At 67.6% G+C, this 25,701-nt stretch carries 28 protein-coding genes; 20 read left to right on the top strand and 8 right to left on the bottom strand.

What is annotated here, in order from left to right:
- Window positions 1-22 precede the first annotated feature (22 nt).
- Window positions 23-925, top strand: a complete 903-nt coding sequence (locus QF040_RS13690; RefSeq protein WP_307504010.1) for a LysR substrate-binding domain-containing protein — start codon at window positions 23-25, stop codon at window positions 923-925.
- Here the strand turns inward: QF040_RS13690 and QF040_RS13685 are convergent.
- The gene (locus QF040_RS13685) at window positions 922-1,581 is read right to left on the bottom strand and encodes a glutathione S-transferase (RefSeq protein WP_429611479.1); all 660 of its coding nucleotides are present in this window, start codon (window positions 1,579-1,581) and stop codon (window positions 922-924) included. The two genes, QF040_RS13690 and QF040_RS13685, sit on opposite strands and share 4 nt — an antisense overlap.
- Before the next feature lie 67 nt (window positions 1,582-1,648).
- Between QF040_RS13685 and QF040_RS13680 the strand changes: the two genes are divergently transcribed.
- The 3 genes from QF040_RS13680 (at window position 1,649) to zigA (ending at window position 4,754) form a co-directional block, all read left to right on the top strand.
- Window positions 1,649-2,518 (top strand): helix-turn-helix domain-containing protein, encoded by an 870-nt coding sequence (locus tag QF040_RS13680; RefSeq protein WP_429611478.1) that lies wholly within the window; start codon window positions 1,649-1,651, stop codon window positions 2,516-2,518.
- Window positions 2,519-2,560: 42 nt separating this feature from the next.
- Window positions 2,561-3,463: an SDR family oxidoreductase gene (locus QF040_RS13675; RefSeq protein ID WP_429611477.1), complete on the top strand. Its 903-nt coding sequence runs from the start codon at window positions 2,561-2,563 to the stop codon at window positions 3,461-3,463.
- A 97-nt stretch (window positions 3,464-3,560) separates the two neighbouring features.
- Complete coding sequence (zigA, locus tag QF040_RS13670) at window positions 3,561-4,754, top strand: zinc metallochaperone GTPase ZigA (RefSeq protein WP_429611476.1); 1,194 nt, start codon at window positions 3,561-3,563, stop codon at window positions 4,752-4,754.
- 6 nt (window positions 4,755-4,760) lie between these two features.
- Here zigA and QF040_RS13665 read toward each other — a convergent pair whose 3' ends face one another.
- Together QF040_RS13665 and QF040_RS13660 are read right to left on the bottom strand one after the other, a co-directional pair.
- Window positions 4,761-5,243 (bottom strand): Fur family transcriptional regulator, encoded by a 483-nt coding sequence (locus tag QF040_RS13665; RefSeq protein ID WP_429611475.1) that lies wholly within the window; start codon window positions 5,241-5,243, stop codon window positions 4,761-4,763.
- Window positions 5,244-5,340: 97 nt separating this feature from the next.
- Complete coding sequence (locus tag QF040_RS13660) at window positions 5,341-5,649, bottom strand: hypothetical protein (RefSeq protein WP_429611474.1); 309 nt, start codon at window positions 5,647-5,649, stop codon at window positions 5,341-5,343.
- Between the two features lie 130 nt (window positions 5,650-5,779).
- Here QF040_RS13660 and QF040_RS13655 point away from each other — a divergent pair, with 130 nt between their 5' ends.
- The 7 genes from QF040_RS13655 to QF040_RS13625 all read left to right on the top strand — a co-directional run bounded on the left by QF040_RS13655 (window position 5,780) and on the right by QF040_RS13625 (window position 11,167).
- Window positions 5,780-6,442, top strand: coding sequence for an alpha/beta hydrolase (locus QF040_RS13655; RefSeq protein WP_429611473.1), 663 nt, complete (start codon window positions 5,780-5,782; stop codon window positions 6,440-6,442).
- A gap of 54 nt (window positions 6,443-6,496) precedes the next feature.
- The gene (locus tag QF040_RS13650; RefSeq protein ID WP_093431065.1) at window positions 6,497-6,808 is read left to right on the top strand and encodes a putative quinol monooxygenase; all 312 of its coding nucleotides are present in this window, start codon (window positions 6,497-6,499) and stop codon (window positions 6,806-6,808) included.
- 171 nt (window positions 6,809-6,979) lie between these two features.
- A complete protein-coding gene (gshA, locus tag QF040_RS13645) occupies window positions 6,980-8,536 on the top strand; it encodes a glutamate--cysteine ligase (RefSeq protein ID WP_429611472.1) in 1,557 nt (518 codons plus the stop codon).
- 170 nt (window positions 8,537-8,706) lie between these two features.
- Window positions 8,707-9,087, top strand: a complete 381-nt coding sequence (locus QF040_RS13640; RefSeq protein ID WP_429614653.1) for a response regulator — start codon at window positions 8,707-8,709, stop codon at window positions 9,085-9,087.
- Between the two features lie 120 nt (window positions 9,088-9,207).
- Entirely contained in the window at window positions 9,208-10,131 is a 924-nt protein-coding gene (locus tag QF040_RS13635; protein WP_429611471.1) for an SDR family NAD(P)-dependent oxidoreductase, read from the top strand.
- Between the two features lie 135 nt (window positions 10,132-10,266).
- On the top strand, window positions 10,267-10,689 hold the full coding sequence (locus QF040_RS13630) for a nuclear transport factor 2 family protein (RefSeq protein ID WP_429611470.1): 423 nt from the start codon (window positions 10,267-10,269) through the stop codon (window positions 10,687-10,689).
- Entirely contained in the window at window positions 10,679-11,167 is a 489-nt protein-coding gene (locus tag QF040_RS13625; protein WP_429611469.1) for a MerR family transcriptional regulator, read from the top strand. The genes QF040_RS13630 and QF040_RS13625 overlap by 11 nt, the downstream gene beginning before the upstream one ends.
- A 9-nt stretch (window positions 11,168-11,176) precedes the next feature.
- On the opposite strand, the gene QF040_RS13620 is transcribed toward QF040_RS13625, so the two are convergent.
- The 3 genes from QF040_RS13620 to QF040_RS13610 form a co-directional block, all read right to left on the bottom strand.
- On the bottom strand, window positions 11,177-11,536 hold the full coding sequence (locus QF040_RS13620; protein ID WP_306883192.1) for an HPF/RaiA family ribosome-associated protein: 360 nt from the start codon (window positions 11,534-11,536) through the stop codon (window positions 11,177-11,179).
- A 135-nt stretch (window positions 11,537-11,671) separates the two neighbouring features.
- Window positions 11,672-12,100, bottom strand: a complete 429-nt coding sequence (locus QF040_RS13615) for a CBS domain-containing protein (protein ID WP_306883191.1) — start codon at window positions 12,098-12,100, stop codon at window positions 11,672-11,674.
- Between the two features lie 310 nt (window positions 12,101-12,410).
- On the bottom strand, window positions 12,411-13,010 hold the full coding sequence (locus QF040_RS13610) for a cell envelope protein SmpA (RefSeq protein ID WP_429611468.1): 600 nt from the start codon (window positions 13,008-13,010) through the stop codon (window positions 12,411-12,413).
- A 172-nt stretch (window positions 13,011-13,182) separates the two neighbouring features.
- Here QF040_RS13610 and ylqF point away from each other — a divergent pair, with 172 nt between their 5' ends.
- The 7 genes from ylqF (at window position 13,183) to QF040_RS13575 (ending at window position 20,880) form a co-directional block, all read left to right on the top strand.
- Entirely contained in the window at window positions 13,183-14,139 is a 957-nt protein-coding gene (gene ylqF / locus QF040_RS13605; RefSeq protein ID WP_429611467.1) for a ribosome biogenesis GTPase YlqF, read from the top strand.
- Window positions 14,140-14,194: 55 nt separating this feature from the next.
- Window positions 14,195-14,644: a Fur family transcriptional regulator gene (locus QF040_RS13600; protein WP_429611466.1), complete on the top strand. Its 450-nt coding sequence runs from the start codon at window positions 14,195-14,197 to the stop codon at window positions 14,642-14,644.
- A gap of 98 nt (window positions 14,645-14,742) precedes the next feature.
- Window positions 14,743-14,892, top strand: a complete 150-nt coding sequence (gene ykgO / locus QF040_RS13595) for a type B 50S ribosomal protein L36 (RefSeq protein ID WP_013542562.1) — start codon at window positions 14,743-14,745, stop codon at window positions 14,890-14,892.
- A gap of 138 nt (window positions 14,893-15,030) precedes the next feature.
- Window positions 15,031-15,738 (top strand): ABC transporter ATP-binding protein, encoded by a 708-nt coding sequence (locus QF040_RS13590; RefSeq protein WP_429611465.1) that lies wholly within the window; start codon window positions 15,031-15,033, stop codon window positions 15,736-15,738.
- 2 nt (window positions 15,739-15,740) lie between these two features.
- The gene (locus QF040_RS13585; protein ID WP_429611464.1) at window positions 15,741-17,141 is read left to right on the top strand and encodes an ABC transporter permease subunit; all 1,401 of its coding nucleotides are present in this window, start codon (window positions 15,741-15,743) and stop codon (window positions 17,139-17,141) included.
- A gap of 15 nt (window positions 17,142-17,156) precedes the next feature.
- Window positions 17,157-18,638, top strand: a complete 1,482-nt coding sequence (locus QF040_RS13580) for an ABC transporter permease subunit (RefSeq protein ID WP_429611463.1) — start codon at window positions 17,157-17,159, stop codon at window positions 18,636-18,638.
- Window positions 18,639-18,690: 52 nt separating this feature from the next.
- Entirely contained in the window at window positions 18,691-20,880 is a 2,190-nt protein-coding gene (locus tag QF040_RS13575; protein ID WP_429611462.1) for a TonB-dependent receptor, read from the top strand.
- A 137-nt stretch (window positions 20,881-21,017) separates the two neighbouring features.
- Here the strand turns inward: QF040_RS13575 and QF040_RS13570 are convergent, their stop codons facing one another.
- Window positions 21,018-22,655: a DUF4139 domain-containing protein gene (locus QF040_RS13570; protein WP_429611461.1), complete on the bottom strand. Its 1,638-nt coding sequence runs from the start codon at window positions 22,653-22,655 to the stop codon at window positions 21,018-21,020.
- Window positions 22,656-22,876: 221 nt separating this feature from the next.
- On the opposite strand from QF040_RS13570, the gene QF040_RS13565 reads away from it, so the two are divergent.
- Complete coding sequence (locus QF040_RS13565) at window positions 22,877-23,317, top strand: PaaI family thioesterase (protein ID WP_429611460.1); 441 nt, start codon at window positions 22,877-22,879, stop codon at window positions 23,315-23,317.
- Here QF040_RS13565 and QF040_RS13560 read toward each other — a convergent pair.
- Window positions 23,241-24,470 carry an acyltransferase family protein gene (locus QF040_RS13560; protein WP_429611459.1) on the bottom strand — a complete coding sequence of 410 codons (1,230 nt, stop codon included), beginning with the start codon at window positions 24,468-24,470 and terminating at the stop codon, window positions 23,241-23,243. The genes QF040_RS13565 and QF040_RS13560 overlap by 77 nt on opposite strands.
- 155 nt (window positions 24,471-24,625) lie before the next feature.
- Here QF040_RS13560 and QF040_RS13555 point away from each other — a divergent pair, with 155 nt between their 5' ends.
- On the top strand, window positions 24,626-25,570 hold the full coding sequence (locus QF040_RS13555; protein ID WP_429611458.1) for a LytTR family DNA-binding domain-containing protein: 945 nt from the start codon (window positions 24,626-24,628) through the stop codon (window positions 25,568-25,570).
- The last annotated feature ends 131 nt before the right edge of the window (window positions 25,571-25,701 follow it).

Here is a 25,701-nt window from a genome sequence, read left to right as displayed (position 1 = left end):
TCATAACCCAGTGCCTTGAGCGATGAAGCCCAATCAGTTGCATGCCTTCGTGGCGGTGGTCGAGCAGATGAGCATTCGCGCCGCCGCGCGCGTCCTGGGGCTCTCGCAGCCGGCGGTGACCAAGATCGTGCGCGAGCTGGAGCGCGAGGTCGGCGCTCCGCTGGTGGAGCGCAGCGTCAAGGGCGTGCGGCTCACCGAGTTCGGCAAGGCCTTTGCGCCGCGCGCGCGGCTGCTGCTGGCTGACATGGCGCGGGCCCGCGATGAGATCGCGCAGATCCGCGACGGCGCGACAGGCTCGGTGTCGATGGCGGTGAGCGCCTCGTTCGCGCTCACCGTGCTGCCCGCCGCCTTCAAGGATTTCCACACGCGCCTGCCCGCGGTCGACGTGCAGTTCAGCGAGGCGGTGCTGCCCTGGATGCTCGCGCGGCTGCGCGACGGGTTCCTCGATTTCGCGGTGGCCCACGTGGTGCCCGGCACGCTCGATGCGCAGTTCGAAGCGGTCGAGCTGTTCCCGGTGAAGCTGGTGGTGGGCCTGCGCGAGCGCCATCCGCTGCGGGACGCGCGTTCGCTGCACGACCTGTATGCCGGCGAATGGATCCTGCCGGGCGACGACCACCGCGGGCGCGAGGCCGTCTCGCCGCTCTTCACGCCGCTGGGCCTGCCGCCGCCGGCCCGCATCATCCAGGGGCAGTCGGTCACGGTGGCGCTCGGGCTGGTGGGGCACATGGACCTGATCGGCCTTTTCGTCGAGCCGCTGGTCAAGCTGACGTTCAAGCGGCACGGCATCCGGCGCATCGACGTGGTGGAAACGCTCCCCACGCTGAACGTGTGCGTGGTGCGGCGGCGAGGGCAGCTGTCGACGCCGGCGGCGCAGCATTTCATCGAATGCATCCAGCGCGCTTCGGCGGCTGCGATGGGTGGCTAGGGCGTTGGGAAGTCGATGCCCGGTTCGCCCGGCTTCCACGGCGCGTACTTGGCCATGGCGCTGGCGAACAGATCCGAGGTGGTCCATGCGCCGAGCCAGGCATGCAGGCGCGGCCACGGCTGGGCATCGAACCACGCCATGTCGACCATCGCGAACTGCCGCACGAAGGGCACGAGCGCAGCGTCGGCCAGGGTCGCGTGCGTGCCGCCCAGATGGGGCGACACCGAGAGCCTCGCTTCGAGATCGCGCAGGAACGCCGCACCGCGCTCGCGCGCCGCATGCTCCGCATCGTCGAATCGGTTGGGGTATTTGTAGCGGTCGAGCTGCGGCTTGAAATCGCCATCGCACGCGGCGACCAGCACGAGCAGGTCGTCAAGCGTGCCGGCGTCGGGCTGCAGCCAGCGCTGCGGATCGTTGCGCCGCAGAGCCCACAGCATGATGTCCAGGCTCTGTTCGATCACCGTGCCGTCGGCCATCACCAGCACGGGCACGGTGCCCTTGGGCGATGCGGCCAGCATCTCGGCGGGCTTGTCGCGCAGCACGATCTCGCGCAGCTCGCACGGCGTGTTGCTCGCGATCAACGCGAGCCGGGCCCGCATCGCATAGGGGCAGCGGCGGAACGAATAGAAAACGGGAAGGGCGGTGACGGAAGACATGCGAGCGGGCGATTTTCCGCCAGCGTGGCTGACTCGCGCCCGGCCGGGTTTTTCAACACAATGAGCCATGGCCGAACGCCTCTTCCTGCGCCTCGATGACGACCCGCTGCACGGCCCCGAATCGAGCGTGCCCGCCGGCACGCTGCGTGCGGTGCCGGTGAGCGCTGCGTTGCAGGCGCATGTCGCCCACATCCTGCTGTACCGCGAGACCTTCGCCGCGGGACACGAGGTGCATGAACGCGTGCTGCCCGATGGCGCTGTGCGCCTGGTCTTCAACCTCGGCGACGCGCCTTCTGCGGGCGATGGGGCGGGGCTGCCGGTGGAGGCGATCGGCGCCTCCGCCGCGCCGGTTGTGGTGCGTATGCGCGACACGGTGGAGGGCATCTCCGTCACGCTGCGGCCCGGTGCGGCGGCTGCGCTGCTGGGCCTGCCGGCTGGCGAGATTGCGGGCCAGGCCGTGCACCTGGACGAGCTCTGGCAGGGCGGTGCGGCCGAACTGCTCGAACGCATGGCCGAAGCCCCCGACGATGCCGCGCGAGCGGCGCTGCTTCAGTCCGCGCTGGAACGCCGACTGCGAGATGGCGGCGATGCCGTTCACGCCGCCGCGATGCACGCGGCCCGCCTCATCGCCGAATCGGGCGGGCGGCGGCCGTTGCGCGATGTGGCTGCGGCCGTCGGTGTCGGCGAGCGGCGCCTGCAGCAGCTTTTCCACGCACACGTCGGGCTGTCTCCGCGTGCCTGGGCGCGGCTCGCGCGACTGCACGACTGCCTGCGCGCGCTGCGGCTGCAGTCCGCGCCCGCCTGGGCCGATGTCGCGGTCGAGAGCGGCTTCTACGACCAGTCGCACCTGGTCAACGAATTCCGCGCGCTCTGCGGCGTCACGCCGACCGAGTTCATGGGGCACGCGATTTCGGGTTCTTCCAAGACGCCCGGCTGAGGGCGCACTATCTTCGTCGGCGTTCAAACCAAGGAGCACCGGATGACGCAGAACGAGAACACGAAGAACCGCCCGCTGAAGGATTGCATCGCAGTGGTCACGGGGGCCAGCCGCGGCGCGGGGCGCGGCATCGCGATGGAGTTGGGCGCCGCCGGCGCCACGGTGTACGTCACCGGCCGCAGCACGCGCGCGCAGCCCGCCGACACCTACGGCCAGTTGCTGGCGCTGTCGGACATGCCGGCCGTGCCCGGCAGCATCGACGACACCGCTGATGAAGTCACTCGCATGGGCGGACGCGGCATCGCCGTGCGTTGCGACCACACCCGCGAAGAAGACGTGAAGGCGCTCTTCGTACAAGTGGAGCGCGAGGCGGGCCGCATCGACCTGCTCGTGAACAACGCATGGGGCGGCCACGAGACCTTCACCGGCGTGTTCGACGCGCCTTTCTGGGAGCACTCGCTCGCCAACTGGGATTCGATGTTCGACCGCGGCGTGCGCAACCACTTGGTGGCCAGCCGCTCGGCCGCGCCGCTGATGGTGCGCGCCAAGCGAGGCCTGATCGTGACCACCACTTTCTGGGACCGCGGCCGCTACATGAAGGGCAATCTCTTCTACGACCTCGCAAAAGCCTCGATGACGCGGCTGGCCTTCGGCATGGCCGAGGAGCTGAAGCCGCACGGCGTGGCCTCGGTCGCTGTGTCGCCGGGCTGGATGCGCACCGAGTTCGTGTTGGCCGGCCACAAGACCGACGAGGCGCACTGGCAGGAGCGGCCAGCGCTCGCGGGCACCGAATCGCCGCGCTACCTGGGCCGCGCGGTGGCGGCGCTGGCGGGCGATCCGCAGGTGATGGCGAAAACGGGCGAGGTGCTGCGGGTGGCCGACCTGGCGAAGGCGTATGGCTTCACCGACATCGATGGTCGGCAGGTGAAGGCGTTCGAGATGTAAAGATGCAGCGCGAGCGGACGGGTGGGGAATCAAGTGCAACCGTGTTGCACTTGATTCCTATAATGCAATGCTGTTGCATATACAAAGAGCGCACCCCATGACCCATCGCCTCCCTGTCACCGTCCTCTCAGGCTTTCTCGGTGCGGGCAAGACCACCTTGCTCAACCACATCCTGCACAACCGCGAGGGGCGCCGCGTGGCGGTCATCGTCAACGACATGAGCGAGGTCAACATCGATGCGGCGCTGGTGCGCGACGGCGGCGCGCAGCTCTCGCGCACCGACGAGAAGCTGGTCGAAATGAGCAACGGTTGCATCTGCTGCACGCTGCGCGAAGACCTGCTGATCGAAGTGAACCGCCTCGCGAAGGAGGGCCGCTTCGACCAACTGGTGATCGAGTCCACCGGCATCTCCGAGCCGCTTCCGGTGGCCGAGACTTTCACCTTCGCGGGCGAGGACGGCAAGAGCCTGGCCGACGTGGCGCGGCTGGACACCATGGTGACGGTGGTCGATGCCTTCAACTTCCTGCGCGACTACGGCTCGCCCGACAGCCTGGGCCAGCGCGGCCAGTCGCTGGGCGACGAGGACACGCGCACGGTGGTCGACCTGTTGATCGAGCAGATCGAGTTCTGCGACGTGCTGGTGGTCAACAAGACCGACCTCGTCACGTCCGAGGAGCGCGAGCGGCTGATGGCGATCTTGCAGAGCCTGAATCCGCGTGCGCGCATCGAGGTGTCGCAGTTCGGCCGCGTCGCGCTCGATCGTGTGCTCGACACCGGCCTCTTCGATTTCGAGCAGGCGGAGCAGGCGCCGGGCTGGCTGGCCGAACTGCGCGGCGAGCATGTGCCCGAGAGCGAGGCATACGGCATCCGCAGCTTTGTCTATCGCTCGCGCCTGCCGTTCCATCCCAAGCGCTTCTGGGACCTGGTGCAAAGCGAGTGGGAAGGCGTGGTGCGCTCCAAGGGCTTCTTCTGGCTCGCGAGCCGCGCCACGCGTGCCGGTTCGTGGTCGCAGGCTGGTGGCGCTTGCCGTTACGGCGCGGCGGGCTTCTGGTGGGCGGCGGTGCCGCGGGAGCACTGGCCGACCGAGCCGGATGCGCTGGAGACGATCCAGAAGAACTGGGACCCGGCGACCGGCGATGCGCGTCAGGAACTGGTGCTGATCGGCATCGGCATGGACGAGGCCGCATTGCGTGCGCGGCTGGATGCGTGCCTGCTCACCGAAAACGAGATGCGCTTCGGCGCCTCGTGGTGGCAGAACCTGCCCGATCCGTTCCCATCCTGGAACGTCTGAAAGGACCTATCGGGCGCAGTCGCCGCAGGTGCCGTGAAGTGTGAGCGCGGTGTGGCGGGTGTCGATGCCTTGCTTGCGCAGCGCCTTGCCGAGCCGGCCCATCACCTTGGGCAGTTCGGGGTCCGACGGTAGCGCCAGCACCTTGTGGCACTGGTCGCATTCGAAGGTGTTGCCTGATGCCGCCTCGACATGCCGCGCAAAGCGGTTGACCCGGTCGGCGCCCACGCGGCGGTCGCACAGGCCCGCTTCGACGAGGCGGTCGAGCACGCGGTAGATGGTCACGCGGTCGGGGGCTTCGCCGGTGGCCGTGGTGTAGGCCGCGGCCATTTCTTCGTGCGTCAGGGGCTGGGAGGTGTGCCGGAGCAGCTCCAGCACCGTCTGGGCGGCGCGCGTGACGCGCAGGCCGCTTTCGCGCAGCAGGGTTTCGCTGTCGAATGCGGCGGCTGCGGCGGCGAGCGGGGGCTTCGGGTGCGGGTTCGGGGTCTTCATGGGAAACGCGATTGTGTTGCATCTCCGGCCCGAGGTGCGTAAGCAACGAAAAATCGCCTGCCTGCCAAGCCGGAAATCGCCGCCGCAAAGGCCGCGGTCAGCGGATCGAGCGGGACAGCGCCTTGGCGAAATCCGCGACATCGTCGTCGCGGCACACCTCGGCCGCCATCGGCGCGTGTCCGCCCGCCACGGCGACCAGCGCCATCGCCTTCTTGGGGCAGAGGCCCAGGCAGGTCGATTGCACGATGCGCAGGCGCCCCGGCACATGCACCAGGTCGCGCTTCAATTCCTTGCGAACCTGCTTCGCCTTGAGTTTCGTGGGGCCGTCGCTGCGCTCTTCGCAATCGCCGCAGACCAGCACCACGCCGGACAGCTTGATCTCGACCAGGGGAGGGGAATGGCTCACGTGCTTCTTTCCTTTTTCTTTCCTTTTGTTTCGGCCCATCTTGGGCGCCAAGGCACGCCGCGCAAGTCAGCCGAGCGCCCGAATGCGCTAAGGTGCGGCCATCCGAATCCCTGAATACCTTTGCCCGACCATGTCCCGCCTTCCCATCGAAATCGAAACCGCCCCGAACCCCACCGCCTCCGTGATCCTGATGCACGGCCTGGGCGCCGACGGCAACGACTTCGTGCCGATCACTGGTGAGCTCGACCTGTCCAGCGTCGGGCCGGTGCGCTTCGTGTTTCCCAACGCGCCAGTGATTCCGGTGACCCTGAACAACGGCTACCAGATGCCCGCGTGGTTCGACATCGCCGGCCCCGATTTCAATGTGCAGGAAGACGCTACCGGCCTGCGCCGCTCGCAGGCCGCCATCGAGGCGCTGATCGCCAACGAAAAGGCCCGGGGCATTCCCGCCCACCGCATCGTGGTGGCTGGCTTTTCGCAGGGCTGCGCGATGGCGCTGCTGACCGGGCTGCGCCACACCGAGCGCCTGGCCGGCATCGTCGGCCTTTCGGGCTGGCTGCCGCTCGCGGCCAGCACCGCGGCCGAGCGCCATGCGGCCAACCACGACACGCCGGTGTTCCTCGGCCACGGCCGGCAGGACCCGATGGTGCCGCTGGCACGGGCCACGCAATCGCGTGACGCGCTCATCGCCTTGGGCTATACCGTCGAGTGGCACGACTACGCGATGGCGCACTCGGTCTGCATGGAGGAAGTGGCCGACCTGAACGATTTCCTGCTGCGCGTGCTGGCCTGAAGCGCCAAAGGGCCAAAAGGCCGCCGCGGCAACCCACGAAGAAGGAGACACCCCATGATCCTCGTCATCGGACACGCGCTCGCCAAGCCCGACACCCTGCAGGCGATGCTGGCCATCAGCGTGGAGCACGTGCTGCGCTCGCGCGCCGAGCCCGGCTGCATCTCGCACGAAGTCACGACCGACGTTCAAGACCCGCTGCGCCTGACTTTTGTGGAGCGCTGGAGCGACATGCCCGCGCTGCAGGCGCACTTTCGCGTCGATGCCTCGCGCGCCTTCGGCAAGGCGCTCGCGGCCATGGCCGACGGCACGCCGGAGATCCACGTCTACCAGTCGGACGAGATAGACCTGCGGGCAGGCCGCGCCTAGCCCGCATTTTTCTCTACAGAAAAGGCCTTTGGCCTCCATGGCGCCTATGCAGGGAGCTATCAAAAAAGTAGCGGGCGAGAACCTAGCTGGAAACGGGATTCCCTGCACGAGCGTTGCCCGCGCACCCGTGCTACCTTCCAGCCCCTCAGAAGATTGATGGGTCATAACAATATGAGCAACAGATTGCAGGAGAGGCTGGGTGCCCTTTCAGCCGCACGCCTGAAAGGCATGCGCCGTGGCATCGAGAAGGAAAGCCTGCGTGCGCTGCCCGACGGCAAGCTCGCGCTGACGCCGCATCCGCTGGCGCTGGGCTCGGCGCTCACGCATCCGCACATCACGACCGACTTCAGCGAATCGCAGCTCGAGCTCATCACGGGCGTGCACGCCGGCGTCGAATCGGCGCTGGAAGAATTGACCCAGGTCCACCAGTTCACCTACCGCGTGCTCGACCAGCTGGGCGACGAGCGCCTCTGGGTTTCCAGCATGCCCTGCGGCCTGCCGACCGACGAGACCATTCCCATCGGGCGCTACGGCTCCTCGAACGTGGGCCGCGCCAAGAGCGTCTACCGCATGGGCCTGAGCCACCGCTACGGCCGCCGCATGCAGACCATCTCGGGCATCCACTACAACTGGTCGCTGCCCGATGTGTCGAGCGAACAGTACTTCGCGCTGATCCGCAACTTCCGCCGCCACGCCTTCCTCTTGCTGTACCTGTTCGGGGCTTCGCCGGCGCTGTGTTCGAGCTTCGTCGCGGGCCGTCCGCACGAGCTGCAGCCGCTGGGCGACGGCAGCATGTTCATGCCGCACGGCACGTCGCTGCGCATGGGGCGCCTGGGCTACCAGAGCGATGCGCAGGCCTCGCTGGCCGTGAGCTACAACAGCCTCGACGGCTACGGCGCCTCGCTGCAGGACGCGCTCACCCGCCCGTGGCCGGCTTACGAATCCATCGGCATCCGCAACCTCGGCGGCGACTACAACCAGTTGGGCACCAGCCTGCTGCAGATCGAGAACGAGTTCTACGGCACCATCCGCCCCAAGCGCGTGATCAACCCCGGCGAGCGTCCGCTGCATGCGCTGCGCGAGCGCGGCGTCGAGTACGTCGAGGTGCGCCTCATGGACCTCGACCCCTTCGAGACCGTCGGCATCAACGCGCAGACCATGCGCTTCATCGACGTGTTCCTGCTGCATTGCCTCCTGAGCGACAGCCCCGACGACACCCCCGAAGAAATCGCCGACCTGGCACGCAACCAGCACCTGACCGCCGCGCGCGGCCGCGAACCGGGCCTGCGCCTGTCGCGCGGTGGCCGCGAAGTGACGCTGACCGACTGGGGCATCGAGCTGGTCGACGAATGCCTGCCCATCGCCGCCGCGCTCGACGCGGCGCAGGGCGGCACGCTGCACACCGACGCGGTGAATGCCGCCCGGGCCGCGCTGCAGAACCCCGACAGCCTGCCCTCGGCCCGCGTGCTCGCGGCCGTCGAGCAGCAGCACGCCAACTCGTTCATCGGTTTCGTGCGTGCCCAGTCGGAGCAGACCCGCGCCGCGCTGCTGGCCCTGCCGTTCTCGGCCGAGCAGCAGGCTGCATTCGAGCGCATGACCGCCGAGTCGATCCAGGAGCAAAAGCGCATCGAGGCGGCCGACACGATGCCCTTCGAGATCTACCGCGAGCAGTACGTCTCGCCCGCGCGGCTGGGCATCGCCCGGGGGCGGATGGCCGTCGCGGCCTGATACCAAAGCCTTCAGCGTCGTTCGGCGTCCTTCGGCGCCACCATCCTCAGACGACAGCGGTGGTGGCCGATGGCCTACAGGCATTGGCCCGCATGGCCCACCGCGCGACACGCCTGCGCTGCGAGGATGCGTTGCATGCACAGCGCAAGTACCGTCCCCCTGGTTTCATCATGACGTTCAAGGCCTACCTCGTCGAGGACAGCCCCGTGATCCGCGAAAACCTCGTCGGATTTCTCGAAGACGTGGCCAATGCCGAGGTCGTGGCCTCCGCCAGCACCGAGGAAGAAGCCGTCGCCTGGCTGCGCCAGCACCGCGACGGCTGGGACCTGACCATCGTCGATCTCTTCCTCAAGCGCGGCAACGGGCTGGGCGTGATCAACGCCTGCCGAAACCGCTCGCCGCACCAGAAGGTGGTGGTGCTCAGCAACTACGCCACGGCCGACATGCGCGATCGCTCGACCCAGCTGGGCGCCGACGCTTTCTTCGACAAGTCGGCCGAGCTCGACCAGCTGGTGGCCTATTGCGCCACCATGCAGCCGTCGCCCGGGTGACTGGCACGCTCTGCCTGCGGCACTGGTGCCAGGATCTTTTGGGGTAAAACGCCACGCTGCCGCACAGCGGCAAGGCGCAGACACTCCCCCCAACGAAAGCAGCAGAGAAGAGAGCGACTCATGAGCAACAGCATCGACTTCAAGGGCCGCGTGGCCATCGTGACCGGCGCCGGCGGGGGCCTCGGCCGCCAGCATGCGCTGGCCCTGGCGGCGCGCGGCGCCAAGGTGGTGGTCAACGACCTGGGCGGCGCACGCGACGGCTCGGGCGGTTCGGTGAGCGCCGCGCAGGCGGTGGTCGACGAGATCGTGGCGGCCGGCGGTGAAGCCATCGCCAATGGCGCATCGGTGACCGACTTCGACGCGGTGCAGGCCATGGTGCAGCAGGCGGTGGACGCCTGGGGCCGCGTCGACATCCTGGTCAACAACGCCGGCATCCTGCGCGACAAGAGCTTCTCCAAGATGGAGATCGCCGATTTCAAGCTGGTGGTCGACGTGCACCTCATGGGCGCGGTGAACTGCACCAAGGCCGTCTGGGCGCTCATGAACGCGCAGAAGTACGGCCGCATCGTGATGACCACCTCGTCCTCGGGCCTCTACGGCAACTTCGGCCAGAGCAACTACGGCGCCGCCAAGCTCGCGCTCGTGGGGCTCATGCAGACGCTGAGCATCGAAGGCGCGAAGAACGACATCCGCGTGAACTGCCTCGCGCCCACCGCCGCCACCCGCATGACCGAGGACCTGTTCCCGAAAGACATGCTCGAGGCCTTCCAGCCTGACGCGGTGGTGCCCGCCATGCTGGTGCTGGCCTCGCAGGACGCGCCCAACCGCACCGTGCTCTGCGCGGGCGCCGGTGTCTTCGAGGCGGCGCACATCACGCTGACGCAGGGCGTCTGGCTCGGCAGCGGCCCGGACGCGCCCGAGCAGCTGGCCGCGCGGCTGGCCGAGGTGACATCGCGCGATGGCGAGGTCGTGCCGCAGAGCGGGGCGACGCAGGGCAGCAACGAAGTCGGCAAGGCGATGGCGGCGAAGGTCGACAAAGCCTGAAGGGCCTGAAGGGCCTGAAGGGCCTGAAGAGCCCGGACTGCCGCCCTGTTCATGGCGCTTGACCTAGAGCGCACTCGAGCATTTCCAATGAATTCACCGGGACTTCCGGTTCATTCAACTGCCGAGGAAAAAACCATGAACACGAGCTACAACAAGGCCCTGGTCCAGCACATTCACGCCGAGCTGGACAAGGGCAACGGCCAGGCCTTCATCGACAGCCTGGCCGACGATGCCAGCTGGACATTGGAGGGCACCACGCCCTGGTCGCGCACCTACGCGGGCAAGGAAGCCATTCGCGAGGAGCTGATCAAGCCGCTGTTCGCGCAGTTCGCCGCGCCGTACGCGAGCAAGACCGAGCGCGTCATTGCCGAGGGCGACCGGGTGGTGGTGCTCTTCAGCGGCGATGTGCCCACCAAGGCCGGCAAGCGCTACAACAACCGCTATTGCTACGTCTACCGACTCGAAGGAGGCAAGGTGAAGGAGCTGACCGAGTACTTCGATACCGCCTTGGTGCAACAGGCGCTCGAGGCGCCGCCGGTGGCCGCGCATGCCGGCTAGCGTGACTAGAGAGAAGACCGCACCGGCCGCACCGGTGGTGAAGGGCACGCCCTTCCACATCGGCGAACTGGCCACGCGCACCGGCCGCACGGTGCACGCCATCCGCTGGTACGAAACGCAGGGCCTCGTGCCCGGCGTGGCGCGCGACGAGGGCGGGCGGCGCCTCTACGGCGAGCTGCACGTCGGCTGGCTCGACCTGATGGAGCGCCTGCGCCGCACCGGCATGTCGATTGCAGAGATGCGCGAATACACCGCGCTCGCTTTGCAGGGCAAGGCCACGCTGCAGCAGCGCCGCGACATGCTCGCCGCGCACCGCGCGCGCGTGACCGAAACGATTGCCGACTGGAAGAAGGCGCTCACGCTGGTCGACCGCAAGATCGACTTCTACGACGCCTGGATGGCGAGCGGCCATCGCCCGCCGCTGATTCCCGCGGACACGCCGCGCGCCGCGCCGCCGAAGCGGCGCAAAACGGCCTGACCGGCGCCGCTATTCGGCGACGAAGCCGCTGTCCTTGCGGATCGAATCGCGGTCGCGGTGGTTGTTCAGGCGCCCCAGCGTGCTGTCGAGCAGCCGCTTGAGCTTGTCGGCCGCGCCGCGGAAGGCCTCGTCGAGCGTGTTGGCGTGCTGTGTCACGGCCAGCGGTTTGTGGTGGGCCAGGCGCGCTTCCATCACGCAGCGCTTGTCGCCGCCACCGGTCTTGTCGTGGTTTTCGTCGCTCAGATGCACCTCGACGCGCGTCACGTCCTCGACGAAACGGCTCAGTTGCTGCTTGATCTCGGTGTCGGCCCAGCGTTCCAGCGTGTCCTTGTTTTCAATACCGTTGCTCGTGTTGACCTGAATCTGCATGCAATGTCCCTGCTGGATGGATGAACGAAGGTCCACTGTGCGCCCTTGGGCACCATGCCGTGCGTAGGTCTATTCCCTACCCACGCGCCGGGCAGGGTCCGCAATGTCGCGATGCGGGCGGTTTTGCTCAGCCTCTCAGCTCTGGATGTAACTGGTGAGCTGGTCGATCGTCTGCTCGTGCTCGCTGATGATGTCGTCCATCAGGTCCTGGATGGAGATCATGCCCACCACCTTGTCGCCGTCGACCACCGGGAGGTGGCGGAACTTGCGCTGGCTCATCAGCGCCATGCAGGCGCGGGTGCGGGTTTGCGGGGTGACGGTCATCACGTCGGGCGTCATGATCTCCGAGACCTTCATTTCCTTGGAGTTCTTGCCCTGCAGCGCGACCTTGCGGGTGTAGTCGCGTTCGGAGAGAAAGCCCACGAGCTTCTCGCCGTCCATCACCATGAGCGCGCCGACCTCGAAGCGGGCCAGCGTGGCCAGCGCATCGAACACGCTGGTGTCGGGCGAGGTGCGCCAGGCGGCGGAGTCATGGCGCTTGAGCAGTTCGGAGACGGGTTTCATCGCGGTCACTCCATCAGAAAGTTTCGATTCGACCGACGCCGCAGGCGCCGCACTCGGTCAAATCATAGGGGCGGACAAGCCCCTCGCGATGCAAAACCCTCAAGTACGCCGCCCCAGAGATTTCGAAACATGACGAAAGCGACGGATTCGCGCCGAGGGCAAGGCGCAAGCCGCAGCGATACCCGCAGGTATCGCGAGGATTTGCAACGCCGCCATCGGCGCGAATCCGTCGCTTTCGTGTTTCGAAATCTCTGGGGCGGCGTACCTGGGGATTGCGCGTGTGTGCCACGCGCCAGAAGCCGGCGAGAACTTAAGGTGTCGCGGCCAGCACGCGGCTGAGCGCTACCGGATCGCCCACCACCGTCTTCACGAGGCCCTTGTCGTCGAAGTTGACCTGGTACTCCGACCAGCTGTCGCGCCAGTAGCGCCACGTTGTCGCCTCGAGGCTGGGGTTCTCGCCGGCCACGGGATAGCCAATGGCCATGAGCACCTGCTCGCGCGTCATGCCGGGCATCACCTTGCCGGCGCCGATGGCGGTGCTCACCGCGGGCGGGAAGGCCGCCATCTTCTGCTTCGGATCGTCGGTGACCACGTAGCGCTTGGCGAAGTCGATCAGCGTGATGTTGCGGCTGTAGTCGTTCTTGAGGCGCTGCGGCTTGCCCGCGAGGTCGAGATTGAAAAAGCGGAAGTCGTAGCCCGTGATGCGCGCCGGCGTGCCCACGGCCACGATGCTCGTGCCCTGCTCGTCGTAGTTGATGTCGCTGATCGAGTCGCCGTAGGTGCGCATGTTGCAGCACAGGAAGCCGCTGGTCAGCGGGCCGGGCGGCGGGGAAGGGCGCTGGGCATGGACGACGGACACGGGCACGACGGTGGCTGCCAGCAGGGCGGCAACGGCAAGGCGCTTGAACATGGATTTCCCTCGGAGTTTGTTGGAATGCTGCAGGACGCAGCGCCGCGGATTCTAGGGTTGCAGCTATTGAAAAGATAGCATCGGGTCGCTGTTCAGGTTCCCGGTTCACAATGCGCACCCGGCCTCCGAGCCGTCCCCTTCCAAGTCAGCGCGACAGAAAGAGCATCCATCGATGGCGATCCAGTGGTTCCCCGGGCACATGTACACGACCCAGAAGGCCATCACCGAGCGGGTGAAGGACATCGACGTGGTCATCGAGCTGCTCGACGCGCGCCTGCCCGGCTCCAGCGCCAACCCGATGCTGGCCGAGCTGACCGCTGGTCGGCCGACGCTCAAGGTGCTCAACAAGCAGGACCTGGCCGACCCCGCGCGCACCGCGCTCTGGCTCGCGCACTACAACGCGCTGCCCGACACGCGCGCGATTCCGCTGGACGCCAGCCTCACCACGCCAGCGCAGCAGATCGTGAAGGCCTGCCACGACCTCTCGCCCAACCGCGGTGGCATGGCCAAGCCGATGCGGGTGCTGATCTGCGGCATTCCGAACGTGGGCAAGTCGACGCTCATCAACACGCTGACCGGCGGGCGCAAGGCCAAGACGGGTGACGAGGCCGGCATCACCAAGCTGGAGCAGCGCATCACGCTGGCCGACGACTTCTACTTGTGGGATACGCCCGGCATGCTGTGGCCGCGCATCGTGGTGCCCAAGAGCGGCTACAACCTCGCGGCCAGCGGTGCGGTGGGGCGCAATGCCTTCGACGAGGAGGAAGTGGCGCTGGAGCTGCTCAACTACCTGAAGACGCATTACGCCGCCGGCATCGCGGCGCGCTTCAAGCTGATCGAGCTCGACGCAGCGACCATTGCCGGCATGAAGGACGAGGACGTGCTCGACACCATCGGCCGCAAGCGCGGCGCGCTGCTGGGCAAGGGCCGGGTCAATTTGCAGAAGGCGGCGGAAATCGTGATGCACGAGTTCCGCGCCGGGAACCTCGGGCGCATCACGCTCGAGACGCCCGAGGAATTTGCCGCGTGGCTGGCCGAGGGGCAGCGCATCGATGCGGAGCGTGCGGCGAAGAAGGCGGCGCGTGGGAAGAAGCGCAAGTCCGGCGACGAGCCCGCGGCATCCGACTGAACGGGCATCGGGCCGGCCGGCTGAACGCAAGCGGCCCGCCCACTATCATCGAAAAATGCAACGCCTCACGCGCCAACGCAACGCCGTTTTCTCCGCTTTCAGCGACGCCGGCCGCGTCCTCACCGCACCGGAAATCCTCGAACACGCTCGCGAGATCGTTCCCGAGATCAGCCTCTCCACCGTGTACCGCCAGGTCTCGCTGCTGCTGGCCGACGGGGAGATCGCGAAGGTCGAACTGCCGGGCGAACCGGCACGCTACGAAGTGGCCTGCAAGCCCGCCGCGCATCGCCACGCGCACCACGACGGCGAAGGGGCCGACCACCATCACCACTACTTCCATTGTTCGGGCTGCAAGCAGGTGTTCCTGCTGCATGCATGCCCGGGTCCGATGGACGACCTCGCGCCCAAGGGCTTCCAGGTGAAGAGCCACGAGGTGACGTTGCACGGGCTGTGCGCGGCTTGCGTCGACGCAGGCGGCAAGGCGAGCAAGCGCAAGGCGCACTGACGCGTTAGGTTGCGGTCAGCCTTGCGATGTTATTGGCGTTATTGAGAATGAATTCTCAATAACGTATAGTCGCGGGTCCAACTTTTCGGAACGACCCTATGCAAGTCCTGTCCTCGCTCAAGGAAGCAAAGAAGCGTCACCGCGATTGCCAGGTGGTGACACGGCGCGGCCGCACCTACGTGATCTGCAAGTCCAACCCGCGTTTCAAGGCGCGCCAGGGCGGCGCGAAGAACAAGAACAAGCGCTGATCCTGCGCTGACGACAAGGCGGGGCGCTCCCCGCCAACTCCCCCACGACTGAACAAAACCGCACCGGCGCACCCCGCGCCGTCGCAGGCCTGCGCGCGTCTGTCTGCGCCTGCCTTTTCTCCAACCGGAAACCTGTCCATGCTCCGAGCCATCGGCCTCACCAAACAGTACGGAACGCACACCGCGCTCGACCGTCTCGACCTCGACATCCGCGGCGGCGACATCTACTGCCTGCTGGGCGCCAACGGCGCGGGCAAGACGACGACCATCAACCTGTTCCTGAACTTCATCGCGCCGACCGGAGGCACGGTGGAGATCAACGGCGTCGACGTCACGCGCCACGCGGTCGCGACCAAGCAGGACGTCGCGTACATCCCAGAGCAGGTCACGCTCTACGGCACGCTCTCGGGCCTGGAGAACCTGCGCTTCTTCGCCGGCCTCGCGCTCGGCCACGAGCTGCCGCGCTCACGCTTGCTCGAGCTGATGACCGAGGTGGGGCTCGACCACGCGGCTGCCGACAAACGTGTCTCGGCGTATTCCAAAGGCATGCGGCAGAAGGTATGGATCGCGGTGGCGATCGCCAAGCAGGCCAAGGCGCTGCTGCTCGACGAGCCCACCTCGGGGCTCGACCCGCATGCCGCCGCCGAGTTCTCCGACCTGCTGCGCCGCGCCGCCGACACCGGCGTGGCCGTGCTCACCACCACGCACGACCTGTTCCATGCGCAGCAGACCGCCACCCGCGTCGGCATCATGAAACGCGGCCGCCTCGTCGAGAGCCTCGACGGCGAAGCGCAGATCGCGAACACCGATCTGCAGTCGCTCTACCTCCAGCACATGAGAGCCTGAAAATGCTGCTGAACTGGATCGCACGACGCGAATTTCTCGAACGGCTGCGAGACGGCCGCCTGTACCTGGCGGGCGGACTTGTGGTGATGCTGCTCTTCACCGCACTCGCCGTGGGATGGGCGCACCAGCAGGGCGCCCACGCCGAGCAGGTCGCCGCACAGGCCATGGACTACCGCGACTGGCTGCACCAGGACAAGCGCCATCCGCACGACGCCGCGCACCAGGGCATGCACGCCTTCAAGCCCGAGCCGCCGCTGTCGATGGTCGACTCGGGCATCAACCCGTTCATCGGCAGCACCGTGTGGCTGCAGGCGCACCGGCAGAGCGAGGTGAAGTTCAACGCCGCGCAGGACGCGACCGGGCTGCAGCGCTTCGGCAACCTCTCGGTCGGCTGGATCCTGCAGGTGCTCGGCCCGCTGCTGGTGATCGTGCTCGGCTTCAACGCCTTCGCGGGTGAACGCGAGCAGGGCATCCTGCGGCAGACGCTGAGCCTGGGCGTGTCGCCGCTGCGCCTCCTGGCCGGCAAGGCGCTCGCGCTCGCGGCATCGCTCGCGGTGCTGCTCGTGCCGGCCGCCATCGTCGCGGCCGTCGCGGTGGCCGCGGGCGCGGAGCAGGGCGAGCGCATCGATGCGCTGCTGCGCCTTGCCGCATGGTCGCTCGGCTATGCGGTGTACCTGGGCATCTTCGTGTTCCTCGTGCTGGGCGTGTCGGCGATGTCGGCCACCTCGCGCACCGCGATCACCGTGCTGCTCGCGCTGTGGATCGGGCAGGCCGTGATGGCGCCGCGCGTGCTCTCCGAGCTGTCGCGCACCTGGTTCCCGAGCCCGACGCGGCTGGAGTTCAACCAGCAACTCGGCGCCGAACTCAAGACCGTGTCCGACCAGGTCTGGCAGAAGAACTTCGGCACCACCGAGCGCTGGGGTCGCGACGTGCCGCTCAGCAAGTGGGGCATCGCGCTGCGGCTGGACGACCAGGCCTCGTACCCCGTGTACGACCGCCATTACGGCCGTTTGTGGGACACCTGGGAGCAGCAGCAGACCGTGCAGGAATGGAGCGGCCTCGTGCTGCCGATCCTCGCGATCCGCAGTTTCTCGATGGGCATGGCGGGCACCGATTTCTCGCACCACCGCCGCTTCACGACCGCGGCCGAACTGCATCGCCGCAACATCCAGGACCTGATGAGCAAGGACCTCGTGGTGCATGCCGATCCGCTGGGCGACCGCCACTTCTCCTACCAGGCCACGACCGACCTCTGGGCCACCGTGCCGCCGTTCGACTACCACTCGCCGGGCGTGGGATGGGCGCTGTGGCACCAGGCGCGCAGCCTGGCCGTGCTGTGCGTCGGCCTGCTGCTGGCAGCGGCGTTCGCGGCCTTCGCCACTGTGCGCCAGCGCGCGCTCTGAAGAGGGATGCCGCACATGTCCATTCATCCTCCCCAAGGCCGCCGCCTGCTGGCCGTGATGCGCCAGGAAATCCGCTTGATGCTCGCCGAGCGCGGCCTCTGGGTCGTCGGTGCGCTGTTCCTTCTGCTCGTGGCCTATGCGCTCGGCAACGGCCTCATGCAGACCGCCAAGCGCGACCGCGCACAGGCGGCCGTCGCGCAAGCCGATCGCGACACTCGCGCCAATCAGCGCGTGCAGCTCGAAGCCATCCTCGCCGGCAATGCGCAACCCACGCCGTTCGAGAACCCGGCCGATCCCTCGCGCATGGCGAGCGGCTATGGCGGCCAGCATGCGCTGTTGCCGACCGCGCCGCTGGGCCCGGTCGCGCTGGGGCAGAGCGACCTGTTCCCGAGCCAGTACAAGGTCACGAACCAGAGCCGCGTCGTGTTCATGAACCCGAGCGACATCGAGAACCCGTGGCACCTGCTGAGCGGGCATTTCGATCTGGCGTTCGTCATCGTCTATTTGCTGCCGCTGCTGATCTTCGCGCTCAGCTACAACCTGCTGTCGGCCGAGCGCGAGAACGGCACCTTGCGCCTGCTGCTGTCGCAGCCCTTGCGCCTGCGCACGCTGCTCGCGGGCAAGCTCACGGTGCGCGCCGTGGTGCTGCTGGGGCCGGCCGTGCTGCTGCCTGTGGCGGTGCTGTGGATCGCGCGCCATGCGGGCTTCGCCGGCGCATCCAGCGCGATGGGCAGCGCGACGCTCTGGTGGGCGCTGCTGGTCGGCGCTTACGCGCTGTTCTGGTTCGCGCTGGTCGTGGCGGTGAATGCCTTCGGCGCGTCGTCGGCGACAAATGCGATGGTGCTGGTCATCGCGTGGGTGGCGCTGGTGCTGGTCGCGCCCGTGCTGCTCAACCTTGCCGTCACGCGGGACGCGCCGGCGCCGTCGCGCACCGAACTCGCCACGCGCCAGCGCGTGGTCACGGCCGAGGCGATGAAGCGCTACCAGGATCTGCTGGGCACCGAGTACCAGCACGTGGGCCATGGCGCGATCCTCGTGCCGCGCAACGGCAAGATCGAGATCGCCGGCCGCGCGCTGGCCAACTACAAGATCGAGCGCGAGGTCGACGAGGCGATCCGTCCCGCGCTCGAGCGCTTCGACGCGCAGCAGGCGCGCCAGCAGGAGTTGCTCGGCCGCTTCGGCGCGGTGTCGCCCGCCGCCGTCGCCTACGAAGGGATGACCGCGCTGGCCGGCAACGGCGTGCGGCGCCATGCGCGCTTCGAGGCGCAGACGGTGGCGCATCACGAGGCGTGGAAGGCCTTCTTCTTCCCGCGCATCGATGCGCGCGATGCGTTCACGCCCGCCGAGTTCGACCGCATTCCGGCCTTTGCCTGGCAAGAGGAGCCCGCCGAGTTGATGCGCGGCCAGGCCGCGCTGGCGGTGCTGCAGTTGCTCGTGCCGAGCCTGCTGCTTTTCGGCCTTGCGGCGTGGCGGCTGCGGCGCTTCTCTGTCGCCTAGCGCATCGCATCGCTTCTTCCGGTTTTTCGTTTCGTTCCAACCAGGCAGTCCAATGATCCAGTTCACCCGCACGGCCATCGCCGTGGCCGCCGTCACGGCCTTCCAGGCAGCGTATGCACAAGGCACCAGCGCCAACGCAGAGCTCGGCGCCGTCACCATCGAAGGCAGCCGCGATGCCAACAGCCTGCACCTCGAGGAATCGAGCGGCGCCGCTTCGCGCCTGGGTCTCTCGGTGCGCGAGACGCCGGCCTCCGTCGAGATCCTGTCGCAGGACGCAATCCAGCAGCGCGGTGCGCGCACCTTCAGCGAGGCACTGCGCGGCATGGCGGGCCTGTCGGGCGGCGGCCCGCCGTCGTCGCCGACGACGCTCTCCACGCGCGGCTTCAGCAGCCTCATTTACCTCTACGACGGTGTGCGCAGCTCGGGCGCGGGCGTGGTCAACCGCGTGCAGGACACCTGGAACTACGACCGCATCGAAGTGCTGAAGGGCCCGGCCTCGGTGCTCGACGGCGAGGGTGCCATCGGCGGTGTCGTCAACTTCGTGACCAAGCGGCCCGACCGCGATAACCCGCACAAGGAAGCGCTGCTTTCGTACGGCAGCTACGGCTCCACGCGCGCGGCCTTCGGTTTCGGCGGTGCGCTCGGCGATGCCAGCGCCTACCGGCTGGACTACAGCCGCAACGACAGCAAGGTCGGCACCATCGACCGCAACGGCGAGCGCATCGACCACTTCACCAGCGGCCTCGCGCTCGACCTCGGCGGCTCGGTGAAGCTGGACCTTTCCTTCGACTACCTGCGCGACAACAACGACGCCTACTGGGGCACGCCGCTCGTGCCGCGCAGCTTTGCCACGCAGCCGACGAACGTGGTGAGCACGCCCGATGGCCGCGTGATCGACCGGCGCATGACGCGCACCAACTACAACGTGCTGGACGACGACAACTCGTCCGAAACCTACTGGCTGCGCGCGCGCCTCACGGGCCAGCTCGACGGCGGCTGGTCGTGGCGCAACGAGTTCTCGGCCAACAAGTCGAACCGCGTGTTCCGCAATTCCGAGAGCGCCACCTTCCTGGCGCCGTCCGGCATCGCGCGCGACCAGACGCTGATCACGCACGACCAGGACTTCTGGCTCGACCGCATCGACGCCACGCACAAGGGCACGATCGGCGGCATGGACAACCGCTTCGTCGTCGGTGGCGAATACAGCGAGACGCGCTTCGGCAGCCAGCGCCGCTTCTCGAACAGCAGCGCGGGCACGGCGAACCTGCTGCGGGTGCCGGTGTTCGACCCCTACGTGGGTTACTTCAACGATGACCCGGCGCTCAGCGTGGGCGGCGGCAACCGGACCGACATGAACACCAAGGCGCGGGTCAGTTCGGTCTTTGTCGAAGACGCGCTCAAGCCGGTCCGCAATCTCACCTTGGTCGGGGGTCTGCGCCACGACCGCACCGAGGTGGATCGTTCGATCACCGACCTGAACCTGGGCAGCAACACGCGCTTCGGCAGCAGCTACCGCTCGACTTCGGGCCGTCTCGGCGCGGTGTACGACATCACGCCGCAATCGAGCATCTACGCGCAGTACACCAACGCCACGCTGCCGGTGAATTCGCTCTTCCTCCTGGCGGCATCGAACGCGGCATTTCCGATGTCGCGCGGCAAGCAGGCGGAGGTGGGCTTCAAGCAGAGCCTGCCCGAAGCGAACCTGGAGTGGACCGCGGCGGTCTACAAGATCGAGCTCGACAACGTGCTCTCCCAGGATCCGAACAACCCCGGAAAGCCTGTGAACAACGGGCGCCAGTCGTCACGCGGGCTGGAACTGTCTGCGGTGTGGAAGCCCACCCGCGAATGGACGCTGGCAGGCAACCTCGCGGCGCTCGATGCGCGTTTCGACACGCTGGTGGAAGCGGGCAACGTCTCGCGCGTGGGCAAGACGCCGCCCAACGTGCCCGAGCGCGTGGCCAACGTCTTTGCGACCTACCGGCCCGACAACTCGAAGCTCGAATACTTCGTGTCGCTCAACCGCACCGGCCACATGTTCACCGACACCGCCAACCAGATTCGCATCAACGGCTACACCACCATGGATGCGGCGGTGAGCTATCGGTTGAAGAACGCGTTGCTGAGCTTTCGCGTGCGCAACCTGACCGACAAGCTCTACGCCACCTGGGTGGGGCGTGCCACCAGCCAGGTGCTGCTGGCGCCGCGCCGTACCTTCGAGGTGTCGGCCAAGTTCGACTTCTGATAGGGAAACGCGTTCAAAAATATCAATCCGTTCACGCTGAGCTTGTCGAAGCGCCGCGCGAGACTTCGACAAGCTCAGTCCGAACGGTTCTGGTCGACTAACCGCAAACTCGTATAAGAAGGTGCGAGAGCGCGCGCTCAGCGCATCTGCAGCCGTGCGTCCTTCGGATAGCTGATCGTGTAGTCGGCCGCCACGCGCGCGGCCTTGCCGGCATCGAGGTCGAAGCTCCACATCGCGAGGCCCGGCTGCTTGTTCCACGCCAGCTCGCCCGGCTGCGGCGAGAACTGCGAGGCGATGCGCACCTGCTCGTCGACCGAGACCGGCGCCGCTTCGAGCACCTGCACCGCGATCGGCGTGCGGTGGCGGTTTTCGACGACGTAGGCGCGCTGCACCTTGCGCTCGGCGCGCGTGCCGGCGAAGCCGCCCGTGCCCTGGTTGTCCTTCTCCGGTTCGGCCTGTACGCGCACCAGTTCGTCGCGGCCGAAGGAGAGCGTCAGGCGCGCATCGCTCGGCGCCGTCCACTGGCCGTTGCCGACGAAGTTGCCGTCGCGATAAAGCTGCATCGGGCCGGCCGGCCACACGCCCGTGGGCTGTGCGAGGTCGGCGACAAGGAAGGCGCTAGCGTCCACACGCGGGCTGGTGCGCGAGGCGAGCTTCGCCGTGTCCTCGTACTGGCCGAGCGCCATCGTCACGCGCTGGCCGTTGGAGGGTACGTCGATGCTTTGCGGTACCGAGAATTCGGTGGCGAAGCTGTTGTCGAACACGCTCACATCGAACAGCGGCGCGCGGCGTTCCATGGCCGACTCCCTGAGCGACGGCGGTGCGCCCGCGATGGCTGGCGCAGGTGCCGCCATGTAGGCCATGTCGGTCTTTGGGCGCTGCGGCGGCGGCTCGATGCCGATGCGCCATGCGCCCGGCGTGCGGCCAGTGGTTTCGCGGCGCGGCTGGCCGGTGGAGAGCACCAGCTTCACGCCGCGCCAGTCTTCGCCCGTCGCCTGCGCCACCAGCGCCTGTCGTTCGATGCGCACCTTGCGCGTGGTGGTGTCGAGCAGCGCGCGGTAGGTGGGTGTCCAGCCGGGGCCGTTGACTTGATAGCTGAGCTTCACCTCGGCATCGGCGCTGGCGGCCAGCGTGACCGTCACCGCCACCACCTGCGCGCCGTTACCCTGCGAGCGGGTGCGCTCGGCGATCAGCGGGTTGAGTTGGCGGTCGATGTCGCTTTGCTTGCGCGCGAGCTGGTGCTGCTTCAGCAGCGAGTCCTGCCCGGTGCGGCGCATCGCGTCGGTCACCGCGGCGAGGTTGCGCGCGTCCATCGGCGCACGGGCGCCTTGTGATGAATCTCCGCCCGAGAGGCCCTTGAGGTAGCCGGTGACCATGCCCAATGCATCGCGCTCGGCTTGCAGCGCGGCCTTCTGGTCTTCGAGTTCGCGGATGCGGCCGTCGAGCGCGCTGGTGGCGCAACGCGCCGAAAGCTCGCGCTGCTCGTTGAGCACCGAGGTCTCGCCCACCCGCACCGACGCGTCGGCCGACACCTGCAGGCTTTGCACGTCCAGCCCCGCCGGCAGGCAGGCGAAGGTGACCGAGCGGCTGCCGGCCGCGACACGCGCCACGCGTTCCACGGTGGCGCTGCCGGGGTAGACCTTCACCTGGGTGATGCGCGAGTCGGCCGCCTGGGTTGGCAAGGGGGCCGGCACCTGCGCGCTGGCGCTCAACACCAGCCAGGTGGCGGCGACGACGGTGGCGCGGAGCAGGAGGGCGGAGGACGTTGCTTTCATGGAAGAGCCTTCGAAAGTGAGTGGGTTGACCTCCACTCATACGGCCGGGCTCGTTCAACGGGGTTAAGGCGCCTCAATAAATATTTCACGCCGATGGCGGCTGTCGCCAATGCAACCGCAACGGCGTTTCCGGTCACGCGTGCGACGACGCGCGAAGGCGCCGGTTCGTAGAGTGGATTCATCCACCCCACCAACGCACCCCCGTTTCAAGGAGAACCCCCGTGCTCGACACCATCCAGGCCATCAACCGCACCGCTTCGTTCAATCGCTGGGCGGGTTTCGAAGTCCACCATGCAGCCGACGGCGAAGCCGAGCTGCGCATGAACTGGCGCGAGGAAGACATGGGCCAGTACGCCGGCTTCCTGCACGCCGGCATGATCGCCGCGCTGCTCGACACCGTGAGCGGCTACGCGGCCTCCACGAAGGCAGGGCGCGTGCTGGCCTCGCACTTCTCCGTCAACTGCATCTCGCCCGCCATCGGAAGCGCCTTCGTCGCGCGCGGCCGGGTGGTGAAGGCGGGGCGCAAGCAAGTGTTCGTCGTGGCCGAGCTCTATGCGCAGCCCGAAGGCCAGGGTGACGACGCGCTCAAGCTCGTGGCGACGGGGAACGCCATCCTGGTTCCGATTGCGGCGGAAGAGCTTCAGCCGAAGCCCGCCGCCTGAGCTTCAGCCCGAACAACGGCCGCAGCCAGTTGATGCGGCGGATCAGCCCGTCGGTCAGCAGCCAGCAGCAGAGGATGGTCAGCGCCACCAGCAGCGCGGGTTCCAACACCGGGCCGAGCGCGAGCGGTGCCAGCACGGTCACGCCGACGATGATCAGCGTCTGGTGCAGCACGTACCAGGGGTAGACCGACTCATTGGCCCAGCGCAGCCAGGGCCACGGGCGGTTCAGGTGGCGGTGGCCGTGGCCCAGGATGGTCGCGATGGCCAGCCACATATAGAGCGTGCGCAGCAGGTCCATGAGCAGGCCGGGCGCCGACCTTCCCACGCCGACCCGCAGCGCGATGAGCGTGCCGATCGCCACGACCGCCAGCACCAGCGACGCGCGCCGCAGCCGCTCCAGCTCCTTCCAGATGCCCGTGTCCACGCCCATCCAGTAGCCGTAGAGGAACACGGTGAGGTAGATGGCGTGCAGGTAGAAATCGCGCACCAGGTTGTGCGTGGACGGGAAGTGCGGGGCCAGCAGGACCGTCCACGCGAGCAGCGGGAGCACCGGCAGAAGCAGCAACTTCCAGCCGCGCAGCGCGTTGAACCGGCGGCGCACCCACTGGCCGGCCGGCGATTGCCACAGCGGCAGCGTCAGCGCGACCAGCGCGGTGTACGCAAAAAGATAGGGCAGATACCAGAGGTGGTTCCAGGTGATGCCGAACTCCGCGCCGTCGAACGCCCGCTTGGGCCACGGCTCGGCCATCGACAGGTAGCGGAGCAGGAAGGCACCGAAACCCGGCGCGACCAGCCCGTTGGCGACGCCCTGCGCGTAGGCCTGGTAGGGCACGATCACGATCATTCCGAACACCAGCGGCAGCATCAGCCGGGCGCCCCGGCTGCGCAGCAGCGCCCCGGTGCCCTGGTGACGGGCGAGGAAGCCGAGCGACACGCCGGAGATCAAGAACACGAGGTCCATGCGCCAGAGGTTCAGTACCCGCATCGGCCACTGCAGCCATTCGGCCGCGTGCGGGCTTTTGAGGTGCCAGGGCCAGTCGGCCACGTAGTACATGGCCACGTGATAGAGGATCACGAACAGGAAGGCCAGCGCGCGCAGGGCGTCGATGTCGTGGCGCCGGTCCGTGCCAGGTAGGGGAGTCGGAAGGTTCACTTCAGGGTCCTCGAAGCAGAAAGTGCGGCCATCGTGTGGCCCGGCACCACCCGGCGGCGCGCCCATGGGGCGGATGGCCCGGCCTTTGTGACGAGTGGTGGCCCCGGTGGGACGAAATTCGCCCCGCCATCGCGCAGATGGCGAGAATCCCGGGCATGCAAGCGTCCCGCCGCAACCTGTACGAGCGCTACGAGCCGATCCGCCGCTACGTGGAGGTGGGTTTCTGGATCGTGCTGATGGCGCTGCAGGGCGTCTTCAGCACCATGGTCGCGGTGGTCGATGCCCGCAATCGCGCCGTGTCGCGCGCGACCTGGGAAATCGTCACCTGGGAAGGGTCGAGCCACCTGGTGCTGCTGATGCTGATCCCGGTGTTCGTGGCCATCGAGCGCCGCCTGGCGCCGCTGATGCCCGGCCGCTGGGTGCGCTTCGTGACCGGACACATCGTGGCCAGCGTGGCCGTCAGCGTGGTGCACGTGGCGGGCATGTTCGCTGTGCGCTCGCTGATCTATGCGCTGATGGGCGGCCGCTACGACTTCGGCGGCTGGACCGCTCAATGGGGCTACGAGTACCTGAAGGACGTGCGGGTCTACGTGTCGATCGTCTTCGGGATCTGGGCGTACCGGCTCTTCATGTTGCGGCTGCAGGGCGAGGCGAGGGTGCTCGATGCGCCGGAAGCGGGCGCGGCCGAACCGGTGCCGACCCCGGCGGAACCGGAGGAATCCGAACCCTCGATGCAGCCAGTGCCCCCACCACCGGCCGTCGCCCGCCCCGAACGCTTCCTCGTGCGCAAGCTGCGCCGCGAATTCCTGATCGCCGCCACCGACATCGACTGGCTCCAGGCCGAGGGCAACTACGTCGGCCTGCACGTCAACGGCCACGACTACCTGCTGCGCGCCACGCTCACCGATTTCCTGACCCAGCTCGACCCGGCCAGGTTCGTCCGCGTGCACCGAAGCCATGCGGTGAACCTCGCGCGCATCAAGGAAATCGAGCCGCTGGACGGCGGCGACGCCAAGTTGCACATGCACGACGGCACGACCGTGCCCTGCAGCCGCCGCTACCGCGACGCGCTGAGAGCTGGCGCAGGCTTGACGGGCTGAAAGCAGCCTGTTCCGGTGCGCGAACGCGCCGTTATGGCCCGTTTCGCACCATCAAAGAGCCTTCAGGCACCATTTTTGCTTCCTTGCACCATCGCCTCAGGCAATCCGGGTGCGATGCACCAATTCAAACC

This window comes from Variovorax sp. W2I14 (assembly GCF_050435205.1).
Classification (GTDB): domain Bacteria; phylum Pseudomonadota; class Gammaproteobacteria; order Burkholderiales; family Burkholderiaceae_C; genus Variovorax; species Variovorax paradoxus_C.
The sequence above is the reverse complement of the archived record's forward strand: the minus strand, read 5'-3'. Positions and strand labels throughout refer to the sequence as shown.